We start from the raw sequence: 22240 nt of genomic DNA, 5'->3' as shown, positions 1-22240 counted from the left end.
TTGGATAATATGCAACATATTCATTTTTTTCTCCCTATTTTTATGGGAATGTTAACGTTAACACACTAATTTTAGTAATTTACTATTTTTATCATATAAAGACAGTTATCTGAATATGATTTTGCAAAATAAACTATAAATAAACGATGAAAACTTACTTACGATCTATTCCCTTCTTATTCTTTTTTATGTCAATGTTTTTTCTTGCCACAGGCCAAGATAGGCAAGGAAATATTGTCGAATACTTTGGCAAAGAAAAGGTGAATGAAATAAATGAAGGAAAACTCTTTCACGTCTTCCAAAAAGGTCTGGCTGTAAAAGTCCAAGGCAGAGCTCCTATCAACTTCCCTAAGGATCAAGTTTTTGATAAATTCTTAAATGATGGCAGTTACAATCCAAGTGCAGGTGATATTTTTGATATCGACGGAAGAGGAGATGCCATGAAATGGGAAGCGATTAGTGTAGACTCCACTAGTTCATTCAGTGATCGAAGTTTGCGGTCTTCATTTGTATATTTATCGTTTACATCAGAAAAAGAAAAGATCGTTTTATTCGAAGCATCGGGTCATTCTGTGGCGTTGGTCAATGGTTTTCCTCATGAAGGTGATCATTACGATTTTGGATATTCTTTGATTCCGATCAAGCTAAAAAAGGGTCTTAATACCTTTGTAATGAAAGTAGGAAGGTTCCCAAGAATACGAGCAAGGCTAATAGAGCCAAGTGCTCCCCAGTTATTTACTTCAAGAGACATGACCTTACCAGATATTCTGAATGAGGAATCCATGCAATATTTAGGTGGAATTAGGGTTGTTAATTCTAGTGAAGAATGGATTAAAAACTCAAGCGTAAAAGCAGCGTTAGAGGGCAAATCTGATGGCTTAAGATTAGGACTAATTGACTTGCCACCTTTATCAGTAACTAAAATTGCATTCAGAACTCCAACAATCGGAGGGCTTTCGGAAGAAGAAGCTTTAATAAACCTTGATCTTATTGATTCAAAGGGAAAATCTCTTGCGGCTACGGAGGTAACATTGAAAGTAAAATCAAAAAATGATTACCATAAGCGCACTTTCTTAAGTGAAATAGACAACAGTGTTCAGTATTTCAGTGTCACTCCGACAACAGAGCCTGCAACTGAAAATCAGGCGCTATTTCTTTCGGTGCACGGCGCGTCTGTAGAGGCCACGAATCAAGCTCGAGCATATAAAAAGAAAGATTGGGGGACGTTAATTGCTCCGACGAACAGAAGACCGTTTGGGTTTGCGTGGGAAGATTGGGGTCGAATCGATGCAATGGAAGTTTTAGCCGAGGCAAAATCAATTTACAAGCCGGATCCACAGAAAGTTTATTTAACAGGACACTCGATGGGTGGACATGGAACATGGTACTTAGGTGCAACCTATCCTGATCATTTTGCGGCAATTGCACCATGTGCTGGATATCCTGATTTATTAGAATACCGTAACAGTTTCACAAGGAGATTAAGAACAATGAATGCGGAACAACTGAAGCGATTCGGAATGACTCCAGAAATGGTCGCAGAAATGAGTAATCCACCTGCTTTATTGCCAATGGACGCGATGGTTCAGAGAGCTGGAAATCCTTCTAGAACGTTAAAAATTAAACGAAATTACTTACATCTGGGTGTTTATATTCTTCATGGAGAAAAAGACAATGTTGTACCGACTTTCATCGCACAAGATATGAGAAAAACGTTGGGTGAATATCACAATGATTTTGTTTATTATGAGTACCCTGATGGTACACACTGGTATGGAGATCACAGCGTGGACTGGCCACAGTTATTTGATTTTTTCAAAGCACGAAAAATTCCAGAAACCAGTTCTTTAAAGAAATTAGAATTCTATACCACATCGCCAGGTGTTTCTGCTAGTTCTCACTTTGTTACTATTCAACAGCAGGAGAAGCCTTTCGAGTTAAGTAGTTTCAATTTCAATAATGAGGAAGGATTCACGATTGATTTTGAAAATACAGCGACTGCTGAGCTTGATTTGTCAAGTTTCGAAAGTGTTCCAGAAACAATTGTAGTGAATGACCAAGAAATAAAAACTGGAAGTGCTAAAAAATTGGTTTTAAAACATGTAGATGACAAGTGGGAAATAGGAAGCGCTGCACCGAAAAGTGAGAAAGGGCCACACAGAAATGGTGGCTTTAAGGATGCTTTTAGAAATAATGTGGTTTTTGTTTATGGAACGAAAGGGAGTGCGCAAGAGAATGATTGGAATAAAATGAAGGCTATGTTTGATGCGGAAACGTTCTATTATAGAGCAAATGGGAAAGTGGAAGTGATCCGTGATACTGATTTTTCGGCGGCGACTTACAAGGATAGAAACGTTGTTATTTACGGAAATAGTGATAGCAATGGAGCGTGGAAAGCGCTTCTAAAAGATTGTCCGATACAGGTAGAAACAGGAAAAGTAGTTATCAATGGAGTAACTCTTAGTGGAAAACAATGGGGAAGTTATTTTGTATATCCAAGACAGGATAGTGATGTAGCGACAATCGGTGTTGTTACTGGAACTGGACTTGCGGGCATGAAGGCGACTTATCCGAATCACTATATGGTTAACGGGACCTCGTTTCCTGACTTTACTTTGTTTGATTCTTCGGCATTACAGATTGGCTTAGATGCTATTAAGTGTGCTGGATTTTTTGGCAATGACTGGAGTATGGAGACAGGAGATTTCCAGTGGAAGTAAGAACGACGATGCCGAAGGCTGGAATACGACAGTTTTCCAAGGAGTGAACCGCGAAAGCGGCTGCGGCCGCTAGTTAGTGGATAGTGGATAGAGGAAAAAACTCCATAGAATCAACTTTAGTGAGCCTAACAGATAGGCTAAAACAACATCTGCCCTTACTCAGAATTCCTGATGTTATCGCTTTTAGCGATGACATCAATCTTGCAAGGAAGTATTAGAAGTCTTACGATTCTAAAAAATAGAAATTTCGCCAAGGCGCGGAGTTCGCAGAGGAATCAAGCGTGGAAAGTAAGAGAAGCAAGAAAACATTGTAATTAGATCACTGAGCCCGAGAGACGAAGGGATCGCTGGGCTCAAGTTGTAACATTAGGATTCCTCGATTAGCTCGCCGATCCGTACACTTCGTTTCGGCTCGACGATCTAGTATTCTGTTTCTATTCTACCACTAAAGACCTTACACCCTGTCCGCTTACCAACGGATTCTCGCTTACTCACAAGACTCCTCTTAAAAAATGTCAGGTCGAGTTTAATTCAAAATCGCTTAATCACAGTTCATCGGATCACTGGAGATGAGACGATCAAGTGGTTTTCCTAAACCATCTTACTCTATCAACTCCAACATCTCCGTACCAGCTAATAAGAATGCGCCGACTCCATATACTTCCGTCATTTCAGCAGTCACTTTTTTAGGATCCTCTCCTATTGGCTGAACCCAACCAAGTTTACCATCTGGATGAACTGCACTCACTAATGCTTCCCATGACTTTGTCACCACCGGTAAGTATTTATCTTTTTCTAATAATCCAGAATTAATCCCATATGCTAGTGCATAACAGAAAAATGCGCTAGAACTCGTTTCAGGATTCGGGTAACTTCCTGGATCAAGCATACTTGCATGCCAGAATCCCTCCTTACCTTGACATTCAACAACTTTCTCCGACATTTCCTTGAAAAGCTCCTCATAGAATGGTCTATATTTACTGTCCTTCGGTAAGTCTTTAAGCATCGAAACCAATCCACCTAACACCCATCCATTCCCTCGGCCCCAAAAGATCTTTTCTCCATTCGATTCCAATTTTACATCTGGAAAAAACCGGTGATCTCTATAAAACAAATGTTCCTCTTGGTCATATAAAAAATCATACGTCGCCTTAAATTCTTGATCCATGAAGGACAAATACTTATCATCGCCAGTAATATTGGCCATTTTTACATATACAGGTGGTGCCATAAATAATGCATCACACCACGACCAACGTTCCAATGTTTGCGCATCTCTATAATTCAAAAGCAATGTTCCCTTCGAAGGATTATTGATCACATAATCTAGTCTCGCTTTAGTCGGCCCCAGAATTCGGTAACTATTTTTATCAGCTTTCTTTTCCTCATACATATCTAAGTACATCTGACTGACGACCACATCATCTGCATGATACATTCGATAATACGGTTGCCAATGAAATTTCCAACCGATCCTATTTAACCAATCCAAATATTTCTTATCTGAACTTGTCTTAGCCCAAGTCATCATCCCAGCATAAAGTGCTCCATTCGTCCAGTCTAAAGTATGATGCTTCACCAAATGAAAATTATCGATCTGCCAATCCGCAACTGCCGTCAAAACCGCTTTTACGGAATCTTCAGAAATTTTCCCACTAAACTTATTTGCTGGTTGGTTTCCTTTAATAGCCGTGTGAAATTTAGTGTAGTGCTCGTAGTGATCTACATTCATCCAAAGCACTCTCGGTGATAATTCTTTCGGCGCATTTCTTACGACGACAGGTCGAATATTATCTCTTAACGAATTTGTAGTTACTGAGTTAGATGAAAAGGACTTACCATTATCCATTGTCGTCCATTCTTCTATTTCATATCGATCGTTATGCGGTTTCGAAAGATAAACTGTATTCGTTTTATTATGGTCAATGGAAATGCCACCAGAATAATGTGGTTCCCGATTTCTCTCCTCCTTTTTCCTTACAAATCGTGGAAATGAACTTCCTGCACTACAGATTTGATTAGTAATCCATTCCTTACCATTCCATATTCCATAATTATAAAAATGGTTGGTTTCTTCAGGCATGGTGGTAAATGCGATTACTGGATTGCTTTGCTCATTTAAAGCGATATCCCAGATCCAAGCTCTTTGGTTATGTTCTACTCCGTCATAAGCCTTGGGAATGGATTCCTGTCTAATAGGCAAATGATTAACATCGCCTAATACTTTGCCACTAGCATCATAAAAACTTCCACCTTCATATCGCAAATAATAGATAGAGTTCTGACTTTCATCTCGTGGATGTCCATCGGTAAATGCAAAATGAATATTAGCTATACCATCTGAAACAACTTTAGTATAAGGGCGATTAGAACTAACATTTATCTCTTTCGAAACGAAAGATTTTGGCTTAGACCAATTCTTTCCTAAATCATCAGATGTGATGTAAGAAGGTTTCCAGTCATACCCACCTCTATAAAACAAATATATCCGATTCGCCTCACCGCTCAACAATACAGGATTGGTATAGCAACTCATTTTTCCTAAATTCAATGAATTCACTTTTCCAAACTTAGATATGTCTTCTGGCAATTCTGAAGTGGTATAATAAAGTAAGCCATTATGTTTCGTAAAGAAAACCATTAATCTCCCATCAGGGAGGAATAGAATGGAAGGATTCACATGGTCATCTACCTCAAGATTTTTGTAAATGGTGTGCCTGGATTCTAGACCAGATTTATGATCCTTAGATGTAATTACAATGTCTCCTTCTGAAGTTACAAATCCAGTATAAGTGCATTCTTTTTTCCCTTGATGATATACTGATCTTGGATCGGAGAACCAGCACCAAGATCCATCTTCAGATAATGTCTTGTAGTCTTCTGCTCTTTGTCCACTCGCAAAGATATAGCTACAGATAAAGAAAAAGGATAGTAAAATTCTTAATTGCATAAGTTCCTGTATTTTCATGGTCATATTCCCTTAAATGTGCATTATACATCATTTAAGAGTTAGGATTTTATTGATACTTTATTAAAATATCTATGTAAATATCCAAGACTTTTATTCATCAATGATCATTGATTCTAAATATACAAAAGAAGTTGAAAGAAGGTAGAATTATGAATAAAAAGCCAGCAATAAATCAAGGATTACGATTGTAATCTCAGAAATTCAGCCCTTATTTTTTCCCAGCTTTCTCTAGTTATTTTTCCCATAAAATAATAAGAGATTTTGATCATGCTATCGTTATAGAAATTTTGCTTTTCGAGTTTTTCTAAAATTGACTTCACTAACCAATCTTCTTTAAAGCCACTCCACGCTCCAGCGACACTAATCAAATTGGTTTTCAATATGGGAAAGACTTCATACTTATCGATGGCTTGAACTTCAGCTAATGAATATGGACTTTCATTGATAATTTTCGCAATATTCTTGTGCTGATAATCCTGTAATTCAGTATCTAAATAAAGATTAGAAATAGCGATCCAGATTGGTTTCCGCTTGACTAAGTCCTTTTTATTAAAAGGTATTTTCTTCATCCTGACTTGCTTTTCTTTATTCATTCAAGTCTAAAATTGACATAAAAGAAAGTGATATCAAAATCTCAAATATCAAGAAACGTAAAAATCCCTTAGACCACTTATGATATTCTGAACGGCATAAGAAGCAAGGATAAGTCCCATAATTTTACTAATCACCGTAATCCCATATGTTCCGATAACCTCCTGTACTTTGTTAGCCGCCAAAAGAATGAGGGCTGTTACTGCAACGACTACCATAACCATTACAGTTGTAACTGCTTGCTGCTGAAAGCCATATAAATGATTATCTGTCATAATAACCACAGCCATAATTGCTCCAGGTGATGCGATAGAAGGTATGGCAACAGGAAATATAACCACATGTTTATAATCTGTAATTCCTTTCTTTTCTGACTCTGGTTTTCCATCTCCAAAAATCATCGTTAATGCGAAGAGAAATAATATTACTCCTCCTGAAATCTGAAATGCATCCAGAGATACGTCCATCCCTTCAAAAATAATCTGACCAACTACAATAAAGAATAGTAAAATCCCAAACGCGACAAAAGATGCGCGGATGGCGATTCTTTTTCTATATTTCAAGTCAAACTCTTTCGTTGCTTCAAGATAGACTGGAACGGATCCAATAGGATCTATTACAGCGAATAAAAAGAAAAATGTTGCAAATAGTTCTGCCATAAATTACTTAATTCGTTTGCCCTCCGTTGTAAAAGAGAGGCCTTGAGTTGCTTGCATAGAATTCATTACCCCTTCGAAAAGTGGCTCCGGACTGCCTTTCGGGATATACCAATCGATCATAAAATTAGCTCCAGTTCCTCCTTCGGAATCCGTTTGCTCGATGACGATTTCTATGGTTTCCATCGGAGCTAAGTAAACTACATTTTTAAAATATGATCTAAGCTTGTCTCCTTCTGTATTAAAATACTCGATTCTGGACAGGTATATTGTATCTGTTTCGCTCGTATTTCGAAGGCTAATCATTGCCGTCAAATTGTATTTCTTTGCTAGGGTAAAACTATATATTTGAGAATATACAGACAGGTATGAAGAGCCGAATTCAAGAGAATCTAAATTAGGCAATTCAATACTTCTTTCCGACCAATTTTCTGGGTCTATTTTAATAGGAGGTTTTTCGATAGGTTCACAACCGAATAGCATGAATAATACAAAGAAAGGTAAAAGCTTCATACTAAGGCGAATGGAACTTTTAGTATCAATATTCGAAATATCCGTTTTTTTTAACATAAGATGCGGGGGTTGGTATGTGTTATATTGTTGTTTCGAAGCTCAATTTCTTACCTTGAAAAAGCAAATAAGTCTGATTCATTTCTTTAGAAACAGGACTAAATTACGGACTATAGATCCTTTTCAAAGTTGAAATTGAATTCAGCCGCTAATTTAGAAAGAATAATTAAACATCCCCTTTGTTTTGAGATTATCATTGTGCAATAACATCAATTTATTACTCGGAGATTTTTTAAAATCAATACTTATTTTTTCTTCTATCTTTCTGAATATTCTTTATCATTTTTCCAAAATCTTTTTCTTTCTTTTTCCGATCAATTTTATTCGCCTCAAAGTACATTTTCTCTTTCTCTAATTTCCGAAAATTATCATATGCAGCTTCATCTATTTCTCCATTCTCTAAGGCTGCCAATACAGCACAACCTCTTTCCTCTACGTGCCTACAGTCCGAGTACTTGCACTGATTTGCGTATTCCATTATCGTGTCAAAAGTAATTTCTAATCCTTGATTACTGTCAGAAATTCCAACCTCCCTCATTCCTGGATTATCAATAATGATCGCACCATTTTCTAAGACTGATAATTCTCTATGACTTGTTGTGTGTCGACCCTTGTTGACACTCGTACTGATTTCACTCGTTTCCATCACATCAGCACCAGCAAGATTGTTAAGTAAGGTAGATTTCCCTACACCAGAAGACCCTAACAAACAATAAGTTTTTCCTTTTTTTATATACGGAGTTAACGCTTTGTAACCACCAGCGTCATGACTAACGCAAACAACGGGAACATCCTTCATACGTGTATGGACAGATCCGATATATTCATTCAGAACTTTTTCATCCACCAGATCGATCTTACTCAATACTATAATCGGCGATACTCGAGAAGCATTACAAATGATTAAATATCTCTCAAGTCTATTCAAATTGAAATCACGATCCACCGCTTGAACTATGATGCCATAATCTATATTCGTAGCGATAATCTGGACATCGCTAGATTTCCCCACAGCTTGGCGTTCTATGACTGAATACCTTGGAAAAATTCCATGAATTAAGGCTTTGCCTTCATCGTATTCAGAAAAAGCGACCCAGTCTCCGACAGCAGGAAAGTCATATCGCGTTTCGGCTGTAAATCTCAGCCTTCCTAGCAATTCGGCTTCGTATTCAGCTTCTGGAGTCTTAATGGTATATCGCTCTTTATGTTCTGAAATGATCCTTCCAAAATCAAATGCTGCAAATCCATTTTCTTTCCGCTGATCCTCTAAAACCTCATTATAACCTAAATCTTCTATGGTCATTTGTTGATTAATTTGAAAATAAAACGTTTGGTTTCTATCTGGTGTGTCTTGCACATCTTTCCATCTCACCTTTTCCTTGCCATTTTTTCATTAAAATGTGCACTTCTTGCTAACTGCTCTTCCACATTCCATTCAAAATTAAACCTATTTTTCAAAAATTCCTTAATAGGACCAAGACCTATTTCTGCCCTTCTTTTGTCAATATTTACAGGGTCATAAACTGGCCAAACATTGAAACTTTTAGTTTCTGGATAATATTTCATCTGACCACCATAGATTTGTAACTCACCACTTTCTGTTGCAATGCGATCCTCAGTCCTTGCCAGTAGTTGAGGATCTAGGTTTCCATCCATTACAGCAGCTTTCATCATCGGCAGGTATTTGATTCTAATGCAATTATCTGAATGTTGAATAACATTACATATGGTTCTATTTCCTCTTACACCGATGATCTCCTTCTTAGGCCAACCGAAATTATCTAAAAGCTCTATTATCTTCTGCTCATTAATTTCATGATTGTGCTCATAAATAAGTTGTTGCTCATTGGCCAATTCAGATTCTATTCCATACAGGTCTATTAAACTATCTCGACGGGTAATAGGCTCTTGTTCAGATCTGAAAACAGCATCTAACATAGAGATTAATTCCATATCTGAATATCTTTCATTTCGGTCGCTACGCTCAATTTGTGCCTGCGTCTCCTTCAGAAAAGCACAAATTACAAGAAGAACAATTATTAAATGTTTAGATGAGAGCATCTGATTTTTTTTAATTTTAAGTAAAGTAAAATCCATTTACCAATATAGATTCTAGAGCACATGCTTTAGGTGTAAAGACCTATCTCGTCGCACACTGCTTACATCACAGTTCAATTTAAAACTATCTACTTCTTCATGGCTTCTTTCCAAACTTTCCCCGGCTCTGTCAGGTTGTAATCCCAATCTTTCAGCAACATTGGTGACCATTCCGCATCGAATACCCATACACAATATGAGATTCCTTTCTTTTCTGCATACCCTAGAATACTTTCCACATAACTTGGATCACTTATCACGGGAATATGCGCTCCCTTATCACCTTCTTCACAATATCCTATCTCGGTAAGAACAACTGGATAATGATCAGCAACATGGCCGAAATCAGCTTCCCATTGCACTTCCCATGGCTTCTTTCTTTTTTGAGGATAGGGATGACTCACGTATGCAATATTATCAGCATTAATAGGATCATTCACAACATCTGTTAAGAAATAAGCCCAATTAAAACCTGCGACTAAAGGAATATTCTTCGCTCCATGAGCTCGAATGATAATAATAAGTTCTTCCATGATTTCCTTCCATTGCTCCCATGAACAAGTCCCATACTTTCCGCTTCCAGTCGTCGGTTCATTAAAAAGTTCGAACATCGCTACAGTTGAATGATCACCATAACGTTTCGCAATTGCTGTCCAAAATTCGAAAGTCTCTTTTTTTGTGGTGTTGTACATTTCATGTTGGAACAATTCTGAGCGAAGATTTCCTATACTATGCCAATCAAGAATCACATAAAGCCCTTCTTTCCTAGCCATTTCAATTCCGTTATCCAACAATTCAAAATAGGCTTCTTCACCTCTTGCTCTCCATGCTTTCGGGTGGATCGGAAACCTAACCATATTCGTATTCCAGCTTTTTATCTGGCTAAAATATTCTTGATTCCAGTGGCCTTGCTTCTCTAACTTATCAGGATCACTTGCATCTAAAGCTTTGAATACGATGGTCTCATTATTTTCAGTAACAAATCGATTACCATCGACTTTGATCCAAGGTAAGTCTTGACTTTGAAGGGCTGAAAAATTGAAAGTTAAGACAATGAATAGAAACAAAAGTCTTTGAAATTGATTTCTTGGTAATTTATATACTTCTCTGATTTGATAATTAATGAATTCCATATACACAATATATTCAATTTTAATATCAGACTTAAAACAATCTTAAAAAAAAGGCTAGTTCTCAGAAAAGAACTAGCCTATCATATTTTTCTATTACAAAAGAAGCGAAAATACATCTATTCTTATTTTAGATACGAATTAAGCATCCATAATGTTTTCTCAGTCTGAGAGATATAATCACTCATTAGACTTACGGTTCCTTCATCATCAGCACTTGCCGCTAAGGAAAGTATACTTCTTTCTTTTTTGATCAATGTAGAAAAATTCTTTACTACAATTTTCACACCTTTAATACCATTCGCAACGCCACATTCTTCTTTGATTTGAGCAGTTTTCAAATAATCAGTAAATGTATGTAATGGCTCTCCTTCCAGCGTCAAAATTCGTTCTGCAATTTCATCTACTTTCAGAATCGCATCGTTGTATAATTCTTCAAATTTTATGTGAAGTTCAAAAAATTCTTTTCCTTTAATATTCCAGTGCAGCCCTCTCAAATTCTGATAAAACAATTGATAATTAGCTAATAAATCATTTAATTTCACTACTAACTTTTGAGCTTTTTGTTGGTCTATTCCTACTAGATTTTTCATATTATTGTATTGATATATTGTTAATCGGATATCGTGTGGGCATCATATATTTCGGTGCTACATCACGATTATTATCTTCATATATATAACAATTCTAAGGTCGAGAAGGTTGTAGGAAAACGGCGGTATATTAGTGGGTGTATGAAGATTTTTATTCTTAGTAACATTATAAAATTCACAGTATTTTTAGCATTGCAAAACTTCTTACTTCCTACTCCCCTTCCACGTACCTCTTGAATCTGTCCAGGATCATCTGCCAGCCTCCCTTTTGCATTTCCATAGGGTTCTCGTTTTCCGCATCAAATACTGTCGTCACCTTGGTTTTACCATCTAATTCTTCAAATGTAGTCGTTACTTTTCTACCGTCAGCTAAACCATAAGTAATCTTTTCTTGATCAACAACATCCTCATATACACCCTCAAAATCAAACCCAAAGCTACCATCTTTTGCTTCCATTCTAGATTTAAATTTGCCTCCAACTCGCAAATCATTCTCTGCGCTTGGGCAATGCCAGTCATCACCAGCAAAATTCCAATGTGTAATGTGCTCCGGTTCATTATACCACAACCATATCTTCTTTATATCATCATCAATGATGGTTTCGATTGTTATCTTTCTAAAACTCATATTCTTGATTTATTTTCTTTAAGATTATGTGAAATTCTACATTGACCATTTCTCCTGTTCCAACTCGAAAACCGTTTTTCTTCATACCTTCCTGAACGAATCCCAACTTCTGTGCAACTTTTTTGCTACCAATGTTCTCTTCTGCTATCCTTAAAAACACCTTATTCATCCCGAGGTCATCAAAACAAAATCTTACTGCGGTTCTTATCTGTTCAGTCATTATCCCCTTCCCTTCATACGCTTGATCTATGAAATATCCAATCTCACATTTCTTAAGATCCCATTCAATGTTTTTTACATTGACATAAGCAATTATATGCTTCGAATCAAAAACCCCAAACAGATACTTTTCTTTCTTCCTACGCTGCTCATCCGCCTCAATTAAATGAGCCAAACTATCTTCTAATGTTTCATTCGCTGCCACTGTATTAGGAAAATATCTTTTTAATCTATCTCTATTTCTATCAAACAGCTGATGAAATTCAATAAAATCAAAGTGTGTCAAGGCATCTTGTCTATATTCTGTATTCAAGGTTTCGAGATATTATCAACTGATAAAAAGCTCAAGTAAAACCAATCAATTCCCTGTATAAAATCCTAAATAATTGAATTTCATCTTTATCGAACATCCGGCACTTTAAAAGCTTTAGAAAGATAAAAAATAATCATGGATATTAATGCATTAAGAAAAAAGGAACTTAGCAACTTGTATGCAATTTTCAAACAGTCTAACAACTACTTTAATAAAGCCGCAATCAGTTTTCTAACGGATAAGAATCAGTTAATGCTCACTTACTTTATCAAGTTTTCAGGTGAGTTACAAGAAAATATAACGTTACTCCTTAACGATCTAAGTATAAATCCAGGAAATACAAAGGATGCAATCGTCCAAGAAATTACTGAGAATCTGAATGAAATTATTAGGATGAATATTCAATCAGAAGTTATGGAAATCGGATATCTCATGTCCGTGAATAGATTAATGGGTTACCAAATAGCTAATCTAGAAAACCTAAGCTTTTTCAGGAATGGTGATGAAAAATTAGAAGCGCTTATAGAAGCAACTGAAGAATTCAAAAATATCCAACAAAGCATTTTCTAGCCTAATCGGTACATTCTCATTTCTGTTATTATTAATATCTTTGAATAACGCTTTATCTCAAAATTTTGATTTAATGAAACTAAAAAGAGTTAGTACATTCATTTTTGCCTGGTGTCTAATTTCCCAGATTTGCGCCCAGCAATGGACGAACGTTAATGAATCCCTTGGAAATGTTTCCGATGTTACAGAATTTGATGGTAAGATATATACCATTTCCAATCTTGGACTATTTTCAGTTTCAGAAGACAACGGAGAAAACTGGACCATTAAAGATATCAGAAATGTATCTACATTGGATAATCCAATTTTCATGACCATCGCTTTCTTCGATGACAAAAATGGAATAATAGGAATTAGAAATCCTTTTAATTCTTACCAACTCTTATCTACAGCCGATTCTGGTGATAACTGGGCAATATTAGAACATGAAAATAATGAAAGTTGCAGTACTGGATTCATGCCACTAAAAATTACAGTGGTTAATGATACTACTGCTGTACTAGTCCCTTTAAATGCTGCACATCTAAGAGTAACGAAAAATCGAGGAAGTTCATGGGAGTGCATCAACAGCTTTATTAGCCCTAGTGCACTTCAGAAAATAGAAATTCTCAATGAGAAAGAATGGTTCTACAATGATAATGCAGGTCTAAATTATACTGATGATGGCGGTCAGACATGGAAAATCATAAAGAAAAACTACTTGATAGATTTTCAAATTTGTCCGGACAGCGTGGTTTTTGGTCTTAGCCCTTATTATGATTCACCTAATGGTATACCAATATTCTATTCTAGTAAAGATAATTTTGCTACTTACGACTCCATTTCTTTAGATATATTTTCTGGGGAATTTATTAATTTATTTCTAGTTACTTCTGAAAATGAAATTTTTATGATTATTGGCGACAAAGCTTATTTCTCTAAAGACCAAGCTCAAAGTTTTAAACTCATCCAGGAATTTAACAATGAACCCATTAGGACACATTTTATCAATGATAAATGGTACTTATCCGGAAGAGGACTTTGGGAGCTCGATCCATCTGTATCAAACATTAAGCATACTCAAATAGCAAATCAATTATTCTTTCCAAATCCTGTAATCGATGAAATTAAATTAAACGATAATCAATACGAATATTATAATATCATAAGTATTGACGGAAAAACAATCGCATCAGGAACCGTGCAGAGCTCAGCGATCGATGTAACTCATCTTCAATCTGGCATGTATTTTCTCCAATTATCTAGCGAAAAGAGCTTTGTGGGCGTGCCATTTATTAAGTAGAAAACTAATTCAAATTTTAGTGGCCAATTTTTCTCCAATTTTCCCACCGATATAAGCCATCGGAATATATGCAAGAGCGATATCAGCAATAGCAAACCAAGTAGGACCTGGCAACATATAATTGATCATGATTCCACCTAGCAGAAAGAGACCACCTATTCCCATCGCAAATTTCATCTTATTATTAGCAGCATATACACATGCAATTGCCGCACCCACTAAAGTCCCTAGAGCATGCGCGAGAAAAGGAAAGATAAAGTGTTTCGCATCTAGAGATGGCATCATTTCGGCATAAGCCTCCATATCACTAGGATCTAATCCACTAATAGGCAGAACAGTATGACCTAATTGTATAAGTCCCATGTTAACAAAACTCCCACCGATCCATCCTGCAACAACGGCTAAAACATTCCTTAAAATTGGGTTCATAAAGCGCTCATTTTATTTATAGTTAATATAAGAGTGGTGAGTTAACCCATTAAATTTACAAAAATCATTAAGAATTCAGTATCTGTATCAGAATATATAGATAAGCAAAAGACCTAACTTGCAATCCGTGATCTAAAATTGACCATTATAAATTTCTAAAATCATTTCTGTTGCATTTTTCGCAGATTCTCCCGTGATCAGAGGATCCTTACCCGTCTGGATCGATTCTACAAAATCATTCAATATAGTTTCGTGATTCGTTGTGTCATTCACCAAGGCATTAGAAGAACCAGTATGTTTATTGTCACTAGCGGTCGCGGAAGTTGGATTTTCTACTCCATCCATCTCCCAATGTGTGATCACATCATTCTCTAAGATTACATATCCTTTATCAGAATACAATTCTAGCTTCGCTGGAAACCCTGGTTTAGTTGCCGTAGAGGCAGTAATTGTCCCGATCATTCCTGATTTATGAAGACAAATAACCGCACCATGGTCTTCTACTTCTATATCATGAACAAATGTAGACAATGCACTCACGAGTTTTATCGGCTTACCAAAGTACCAATAGTATAAATCTATATAATGACAAGCTTGTTGTATGAAGGGTCCACCTCCATCTATATCATAGGTTCCTCGATAAGGTGCAGACTCATAATACGCGTCATCTCGATAGTTTTTCACGGCAAGATCTACAGAAAAAATTCTCCCTAATTTATTCTCATTGATCAATTTCTTGATCGCTGGATTATCAGAACTATATCTTCGCTGATACGCAACACCTAATTTCACTTCATTAGCCTTACACGCATCAATCATCTGATCGATTGCTTCTACGGTAATGTCAATAGGTTTTTCACACAGCACATGCTTCTTCAGCGCTGCCGCTTCTATCGCGCTATGGTGGTGCAGACCATTAGGCGTGCAAATGATTATCGCATCGAAGTCAACGGTGACTTCTGAAATACTAGGAAATGATGGAAGGTGACTGTACTTGCTTATTTTTTTCATAGACGAAGATACCACGCCAACTAATTCAGCATTCTGTACTTTCTGCAGCGCATCGCCATAAGTATTCGCAATATTTCCGCTACCAATAATTACAAATTTTACATTTTCGTCTCCCATTCTATAACATTTTCATATTGTCTTTAAAAACTTACTTCACCATCATGATATTAATCCCATCTCGAATTGGTAGTATCACGTTTTCTACTCTAGGATGAGCTTTCACATACTCATTAAATTCATGAATATGAAAAGTCATTTTGTCTTTTTTGTCTTCTAATATTTTACCTTTCCAGAGCACATTATCCGATAAAATTACGCCGCCTTTACTAACCTTGCTCAGTAATAAATCCAATTGTTCTTTGTAATCTTTCTTTCCTGCGTCCATGAAAACAAAATCGAAAGTGGTGTTGATATTCTGAATAACTTCATTTCCATCTCCGTAATAACAAGTTATCTTTTCCCCTAATCCAGATCTTTCAAAATATTTCTCATGAAAATAACTAAATTCTTCTTTTTTTTCAATCGTATAAACCATTCCGTCGTCCTCTAAACCAGAAGCAAGACACATCGTAGCATACCCTGTAAAAGTGCCGATTTCAAGAATGCTTTTCGATTTAAACAACTTCACAAGTAATCTAAGCATTTGTCCTTGAAGCGGGCTTGAAATCATATGCGGCCTCATGGTTTTCAAGTAAGTTTCTCGCCGTAGTTCTTTCAGGTAAGAAGGTAAGTCTGTTCCATTAGATACACAGTATTCGTATAATTCTTCTTCATTCATATTAATTTCCTTTTTCTCCTTCTCATTAGTAAAGGATAGATGGTAACTGCTGCAATGATAATTACAACACCAAGGTAGAATTCTAAGTTAAGTTCTTTGTGCTCTTTCAATAAAAAAACAGCCAGAAATATTCCGTATACTGGTTCTAGATTGATCGTTAATGCAGAAGCGAATGCACTGATATAGTTTAATGCTTTCATAGCCATTACATAGGCCAATGTAGTGCATAATAATGCCAGAATCAAAAGATAAACCCAATCCATATTACTTGGCCAGAATGCCTCTATCGGCTGCCACATATGATAAATAGGCAAGAGCAAGGAAAGAAAGATCCATGCGCCACCTAACTCCAGAAAACTGATGATACGCTCCTTCCCGTCCACAATGTATTTTTTGTTTAGACTCGTAAAAATGGCTGCTAGAAATGCTGATAGTAGTCCCAGAAAAACACCGATCACATAACCATCCTCTATATTATTCACTATGAGAATCATGGCTGGAACTATGATTAATCCAATCACAACTTCTATCCATTCAAATTTTCTTTTCATAATGATGGGCTCGACCAACGAGACAAAAAACGAAGTACATGCTAGCGCGACTAATGTAATGGAGGCGTTAGAATACTGGATGGCTGCAAAGAAAAGAACCCAATGAAGACTTGTGATGATTCCTATTCCCATAAATCGAAGAATTTGATTTTTTGAAAAGGAACCTAAGTGGCGAATGGATTTAATTATAAAAATAAAACTGATGGATGTAATTAACAATCTCCACCATACAATAACGATTGCAGGAAGGTCCATTAAATCACCCAAAATCGCTGTAAACCCAAACAGCAGCACCGCTAAGTGAAGTTCTAAATATGCTCTTTTCTGTTTATCCACTACTTTAATGCATTTGCAAGACTTCACAATGATCACTATTTTTTTGTAAACTTCCTGCTCAATTATTAATTATAAATTTCAATATTTAGGTATTTCTAGTATTTTTGATCGGATTCTAAAACTAATTACAACTTACAATGACAATTAAGCGAGGAGATAAAGCACCCGATTTCTCTTTGTACTCGTCAGACAAGGAAAAGGTAAGCCTCAGTGACTACCACGGAAAGAATGTTATTATTCTTTTTTTTCCCTTGGCGTTTACTAGTGTTTGTACGAATGAACTATGTTCTATTCGTGATGAGAAAAGCAAATATGATGATTTAAATGCTGAGGTATTAGGTATATCAATTGACACGGTGATGGTTTTAGATAAATTCAAAACAGAACAAGGTTACAATTTTAAATTACTTTCTGATTTCAATAAGGAAGTGTGCCGCGCATACGGTTCTTACTATGATGAATTCGTACTAGGAATGAAAGGAGTAGCTAAACGTTCTGCATTTGTAATAGACAAAGAAGGTATTGTAAAATATGCTGAAGTATTAGACAATGCTGGAGAACAGCCTAATTTTGACAACGTCAAAAAAACTTTAACTGAACTAAACTAATTGCCCTTATGAACATTTTCGAATCCTTAGAACTGGAAGAGGTTCAAATTGCCGAAGAAATTACAGACATCGGTAATCTTTCCGAATTGATTGTATACAATGATGACTTCAATACCTTTGACTGGGTAATTGAATCTTTTATTCAAGTATGTAATCACGCTTTCACTCAAGCAGAACAGCTTTCTTTAATGGTACACTTTAAAGGAAAAGCTATTGTTAAGACAGGTGAATACGAAAAATTAAAACCGATGAAAGATGCTCTTATAGATAGAGGTCTTTCTGCTGCAATCGAAAGTATGGCAGGATCTAGAAAATAGATCATGCCTATTTTTCATATTTCGGAAGAACAACCTATTTTTCCGGACCCTTCTTTAGCTGATGATCAGGGCTTACTTGGTATTGGCGGAAATCTAGACCCAGAAACGCTGATCATGGCATACTCGGAAGGTATCTTCCCGTGGTATAACGAACACGATCCCATACTCTGGTGGTCTCCTAATCCGCGTTTCGTTTTATTTCCTGGTGATCTCAAGGTCAGCAAAAGTATGCGTCCCTACTTTAATCAGAAAAAGTTTGATCTCACCTTAGACACGCATTTTAAGGACGTGATCATAGCATGTTCTCGAATCCCAAGAGCAGGTCAAGGTGGCACTTGGATCACTAATGAAATGATCGATGCTTATTGTAGGTTACATGAAGCTGGATTCGCTCATTCTGTAGAAGTGTGGTCTGATGGCAAACTTGCTGGAGGTTTATATGGCGTCTCCCTAGGAAGGATGTTTTTCGGTGAATCCATGTTTACCCTTATTCCTAATGCTTCTAAATTTGGCTTTATTTCTTTGGTCAAAATACTGCAGTCAAAAGGGTTTAATTTAATAGACTGCCAACAAGAAACTAAACATTTAGAGCGTTTAGGTGCAAAAAAATTAAAAAGAAATGTATTTTTGGAGCTACTGTCGGAAAACTATAAACTCGAGAATTTAAAAGGGAAATGGACCTCCTGGCTTTAAAAGCGTCCTTTAAATAACACATCATGCGATATATTTTAGCCTTACTCATCTTTGGGATTATCAGCTGTAGTCCTAAACAGAAAGACAATTCAAACATTGCAAATCCAGCAGAAACCCCCGAGACAACTACAACAGATCCATCATCTGATTGGGAGAATGTTAAGGTATCAGAATTAAAAGAAATCGGTTATTATCCCGCTTTTCTTCCTTCTGGAAATGAAATCATTTTTTCAACTTCAAACTACCAAGGTCTCTATCTTTATAATCTTAAAGATCAAAGCAAAACAGAATTAACCACTGCAAGAGGTGCAGGATATAATCCTCAAATTAAAGATGAAAGTATCCTATACGAAGTAAAATCAAAGACAACTTCATATGAGTCTATCGACCTTAATAGCAAGAAGTCAAATGTCCTTGCGGACGTAGAAGGTGGATCGCTTAAAGCTTACGCAAGTAAAGCAAGTAGTGGACCAGTAGCGGTTGTAGCAAGTGATCTTAATTCGATCGACCTTTATAAAAATGGAAAAGTTATTAAATCTATATCTCCTGCAGGTTATAAAAACATCGTTAACGCAACTGTCTCACCAAATGGGGAAAATATACTCTTAGAAGTATCTGGCAAAGGTGGTTTTATAGTAGACCTCGATGGGAAACTAACTCATAACCTAGGCGATCTAGATAAACCGTCTTGGATTAATGATAATGAAATCCTTTATGCTAAAATTAAAGATGACGGTATGAAAACGACCGGAGGAGAAATCTTTATTAAAAATATAAGCACACAAAAAGAATACCGAATAAGTTCTGAATTTAAGGGAATCCTTGAAAATCCAAAATCAAATAGTGAAGGAGATCAAGTTATTGCAAACACTCCTGACGGTAAAATTATTTTAATTTCCAAAAATTAACAACTATGAAACTTTTTAAACTTTATTTAGTAATTATTCTTGCTGGGGTTTGCACCTCCTTGTCTGCCCAGTTAGAAGGAACTAGGATTTGTCTAGATCCAGGACATGGAGGACACGATAGTAATGATAGAGAAACAGAATTAGGGATAGACACACTATACTACGAGTCTGACGCTAACTGGGATGCTGTTTTACATATGGAAAGGCTACTCAAGAATCTGGGTGCAGAAGTTAAAGTTACTAGAACAACAAACGATCCAGATGCGGAAGATAGAGATCCTTCGCTTGCGGATCGCGTTCAAGTAGGAAATGCATTTAACGCTGATTACTTTCACTCTTTCCACACGAATGGATTTAGTAATCCTGATATCAATTACACACTAATTCTATATCCAGGACCAGAAGACGGAACTGCAGATTTTCCAGAATCTTTAGTAATGGGCGAGTACATGTCTGTAGAATTGTACAAGTACATGAAGACAAAGTCTACATCTTATAGAGCTGATATCCCATTCACAGGATTTACTAACGGACTAGGTGTTTTGAACGGATTAAATATGCCAGGAACATTATCTGAAGCTTCATTTCATTCTAATATCAATGAAGGACGAAGACTGATGAATACGCATTACCGATTAGGAGCTGCTTATGGCTTAACTAAATCATTCTTGCAATATTTCGAAAAGGATAGTCTTCCTACGGGAGAATTGGGTGGTGCTGTGACAGATTCACAAGGCAATCCGCTTAATGATGTACAGGTAACGTTTAATGCGGGAACTGACGATGAGAAAACGTATACAACAGACCAGTTTAAAAATGGATTTTACTTCTTTGATTCAATAGCTCCTGGTGATTATGATGTGATCGTAGAAAAAACTGATTATGATACACAAGAATTAACCATAACTGTTAAGAAAGGAGAATATACAGAAGCAGATGTAACCTTGATCAGATTTGGTAATCCTCCTTCAGATCCACATTTAACTTCTATTCAAACTGTAGCAGACGGAGACGGTGTATACGCAAGCTGGCTGGCTAACCCAGAAACTACTTTCGGTGGATATAGACTTTATTATGCGACGAATGACGATATGGATACATGGGCACTAGCTGCTGATGAAAGTACATTGACTATTGAGACAACTGAAATATCTATAGCTAACCAAGCTGATTTCGTAGACGTTCCTGAAGGGCCGGTTAATCACTTTAGATTAGTAGGTGTTTCTGTTACTGGTGAAGAAAGTGGATACGGTGATATTTATTCTAAGTCAAGTAATAATGATGGACCTAAAGTTTTAATTATTGATGGTTTTGATAGAATCTCTGGTTCTTATAAGGAAACCACTCACAATTTTGTGACAGGTTATTTGATAGGCTTAAGAAATTCACAAGAACTTGATATCAGTTCCATGGAAAACGAAAAGGTTGCTGAAGATTCTACGATCTTAAACCAATATGATTTAATTGTATGGTTCGTAGGAGATGATTCTACAGTAGACGAAACATTTTCAACTAAAGAACAAGGTTATATTAAGAGTTACTTAAACAATGGAGGTCATTTAGTTGCATCCGGTTCAGAAATAGGTTGGGATCTTGACAATAAAGGAAGTGAAGATGATAAAGCATTTGTCAATGATTACTTAAAGGTAGATTATGCTGGAGACGGTTCTGTAGACTACACACCAGCCACTGGTATTGATTCGACTGTTTTTGAAGGTGTATTGGTTCAGTTTGGGTTAATCTATGTAGAAGATTATCCAGATGAATTTAATCCTGTTGAGGGAGCAACAGCGCTAATGAAGTACAAAGATCCAGGAGGAACTGCAGCAGTTGGGTACAAAGGCGTATTTCCAGAAGGAACTACAGCAGGCGGAGTTGTTACTATGGGAATTACCTTAGAATCTGCTTTGGTCGAAGATCAAGAAGATCTACTAGGACAAATTTTAATATACTTCGGTATAGGAGAGGACGTTGTTTCAACTGATGACTTAGCGTTATCTCACAACGTTGACTTAGCGGTAAAACCTAACCCAAGCTCAAATGGGGCAATTTTAACATTGACCTCACCAAATACTATTCTGGATCAAGTTCAATTGACTGCAGTTAACATCAATGGTGAAATCATACTTAACAAAAGCATCCATATGAATTCAAATAGCAGAACAATAGCACTTCCTTCAGAACAATGGCCAGCGGGTACATATTTCTTATCCGTTGCAAGTGAAAACGATATTAACACATTATTATTTATCAAATTATAACAACACAA

At 36.4% G+C, this 22240-nt stretch carries 22 protein-coding genes; 8 read left to right on the top strand and 14 right to left on the bottom strand.

The window, feature by feature from the left end; genetic code table 11:
* The first annotated feature begins 146 nt into the window (after positions 1–146).
* Positions 147–2720: a carboxylesterase family protein gene (locus L2586_RS01855; protein WP_235291062.1), complete on the top strand. Its 2574-nt coding sequence runs from the start codon at positions 147–149 to the stop codon at positions 2718–2720.
* 601 nt (positions 2721–3321) lie between these two features.
* Here the strand turns inward: L2586_RS01855 and L2586_RS01850 are convergent.
* The 10 genes from L2586_RS01850 to L2586_RS01805 all read right to left on the bottom strand — a co-directional run bounded on the left by L2586_RS01850 (position 3322) and on the right by L2586_RS01805 (position 12488).
* A complete protein-coding gene (locus L2586_RS01850; RefSeq protein ID WP_235291061.1) occupies positions 3322–5670 on the bottom strand; it encodes a glycoside hydrolase family 88 protein in 2349 nt (782 codons plus the stop codon).
* A gap of 200 nt (positions 5671–5870) precedes the next feature.
* Complete coding sequence (locus L2586_RS01845; RefSeq protein WP_235291060.1) at positions 5871–6284, bottom strand: DUF7079 family protein; 414 nt, start codon at positions 6282–6284, stop codon at positions 5871–5873.
* A gap of 48 nt (positions 6285–6332) precedes the next feature.
* Complete coding sequence (locus L2586_RS01840) at positions 6333–6941, bottom strand: MarC family protein (RefSeq protein WP_235291059.1); 609 nt, start codon at positions 6939–6941, stop codon at positions 6333–6335.
* Between the two features lie 3 nt (positions 6942–6944).
* A complete protein-coding gene (locus L2586_RS01835; protein WP_235291058.1) occupies positions 6945–7508 on the bottom strand; it encodes a DUF3124 domain-containing protein in 564 nt (187 codons plus the stop codon).
* A 238-nt stretch (positions 7509–7746) separates the two neighbouring features.
* Positions 7747–8811, bottom strand: a complete 1065-nt coding sequence (gene rsgA, locus L2586_RS01830) for a ribosome small subunit-dependent GTPase A (protein WP_235291057.1) — start codon at positions 8809–8811, stop codon at positions 7747–7749.
* A gap of 65 nt (positions 8812–8876) precedes the next feature.
* Entirely contained in the window at positions 8877–9569 is a 693-nt protein-coding gene (locus L2586_RS01825; RefSeq protein WP_235291056.1) for a DUF6624 domain-containing protein, read from the bottom strand.
* Positions 9570–9694: 125 nt separating this feature from the next.
* Positions 9695–10738 carry a glycoside hydrolase family 5 protein gene (locus L2586_RS01820; RefSeq protein ID WP_235291055.1) on the bottom strand — a complete coding sequence of 348 codons (1044 nt, stop codon included), beginning with the start codon at positions 10736–10738 and terminating at the stop codon, positions 9695–9697.
* Positions 10739–10860: 122 nt separating this feature from the next.
* A complete protein-coding gene (locus tag L2586_RS01815) occupies positions 10861–11328 on the bottom strand; it encodes a Dps family protein (RefSeq protein WP_235291054.1) in 468 nt (155 codons plus the stop codon).
* Between the two features lie 211 nt (positions 11329–11539).
* Positions 11540–11956, bottom strand: coding sequence for an SRPBCC family protein (locus tag L2586_RS01810; protein ID WP_235291053.1), 417 nt, complete (start codon positions 11954–11956; stop codon positions 11540–11542).
* Positions 11946–12488, bottom strand: a complete 543-nt coding sequence (locus tag L2586_RS01805; protein WP_235291052.1) for a GNAT family N-acetyltransferase — start codon at positions 12486–12488, stop codon at positions 11946–11948. Before L2586_RS01805 ends, L2586_RS01810 begins: the two co-directional genes overlap by 11 nt.
* Before the next feature lie 135 nt (positions 12489–12623).
* On the opposite strand from L2586_RS01805, the gene L2586_RS01800 reads away from it, so the two are divergent.
* Both L2586_RS01800 and L2586_RS01795 read left to right on the top strand, forming a co-directional pair.
* Entirely contained in the window at positions 12624–13058 is a 435-nt protein-coding gene (locus L2586_RS01800; protein ID WP_235291051.1) for a hypothetical protein, read from the top strand.
* Positions 13059–13131: 73 nt separating this feature from the next.
* Positions 13132–14340, top strand: a complete 1209-nt coding sequence (locus tag L2586_RS01795; RefSeq protein WP_235291050.1) for a T9SS type A sorting domain-containing protein — start codon at positions 13132–13134, stop codon at positions 14338–14340.
* 9 nt (positions 14341–14349) lie between these two features.
* Here L2586_RS01795 and L2586_RS01790 read toward each other — a convergent pair whose 3' ends face one another.
* The 4 genes from L2586_RS01790 to L2586_RS24610 form a co-directional block, all read right to left on the bottom strand.
* Positions 14350–14769, bottom strand: coding sequence for a hypothetical protein (locus tag L2586_RS01790; RefSeq protein ID WP_235291049.1), 420 nt, complete (start codon positions 14767–14769; stop codon positions 14350–14352).
* 132 nt (positions 14770–14901) lie between these two features.
* Positions 14902–15897, bottom strand: a complete 996-nt coding sequence (locus L2586_RS01785) for a Gfo/Idh/MocA family protein (RefSeq protein WP_235291048.1) — start codon at positions 15895–15897, stop codon at positions 14902–14904.
* 31 nt (positions 15898–15928) lie between these two features.
* Positions 15929–16558 carry an O-methyltransferase gene (locus tag L2586_RS01780; RefSeq protein ID WP_235291047.1) on the bottom strand — a complete coding sequence of 210 codons (630 nt, stop codon included), beginning with the start codon at positions 16556–16558 and terminating at the stop codon, positions 15929–15931.
* Positions 16555–17445 (bottom strand): DMT family transporter, encoded by an 891-nt coding sequence (locus tag L2586_RS24610; RefSeq protein ID WP_235291046.1) that lies wholly within the window; start codon positions 17443–17445, stop codon positions 16555–16557. Before L2586_RS24610 ends, L2586_RS01780 begins: the two co-directional genes overlap by 4 nt.
* A gap of 137 nt (positions 17446–17582) precedes the next feature.
* On the opposite strand from L2586_RS24610, the gene L2586_RS01770 reads away from it, so the two are divergent.
* Genes L2586_RS01770 through L2586_RS01750 form a run of 5 tightly spaced genes read left to right on the top strand, consistent with a single transcriptional unit; the run spans position 17583 to position 22232 of the window.
* Complete coding sequence (locus L2586_RS01770; RefSeq protein WP_235291045.1) at positions 17583–18053, top strand: redoxin domain-containing protein; 471 nt, start codon at positions 17583–17585, stop codon at positions 18051–18053.
* A gap of 8 nt (positions 18054–18061) precedes the next feature.
* Complete coding sequence (locus L2586_RS01765; RefSeq protein WP_235291044.1) at positions 18062–18370, top strand: ATP-dependent Clp protease adaptor ClpS; 309 nt, start codon at positions 18062–18064, stop codon at positions 18368–18370.
* A gap of 3 nt (positions 18371–18373) precedes the next feature.
* Entirely contained in the window at positions 18374–19063 is a 690-nt protein-coding gene (aat, locus tag L2586_RS01760) for a leucyl/phenylalanyl-tRNA--protein transferase (protein WP_235291043.1), read from the top strand.
* Between the two features lie 23 nt (positions 19064–19086).
* Positions 19087–19971, top strand: coding sequence for a hypothetical protein (locus L2586_RS01755; RefSeq protein WP_235291042.1), 885 nt, complete (start codon positions 19087–19089; stop codon positions 19969–19971).
* 5 nt (positions 19972–19976) lie between these two features.
* Positions 19977–22232, top strand: a complete 2256-nt coding sequence (locus L2586_RS01750) for an N-acetylmuramoyl-L-alanine amidase (RefSeq protein ID WP_235291041.1) — start codon at positions 19977–19979, stop codon at positions 22230–22232.
* Positions 22233–22240: the final 8 nt, after the last annotated feature.

Origin of the sequence: Portibacter lacus, from assembly GCF_021533215.1 — a bacterium.
Lineage (GTDB): Bacteria > Bacteroidota > Bacteroidia > Chitinophagales > Saprospiraceae > Portibacter > Portibacter lacus.
The sequence above is the reverse complement of the archived record's forward strand: the minus strand, read 5'-3'. Positions and strand labels throughout refer to the sequence as shown.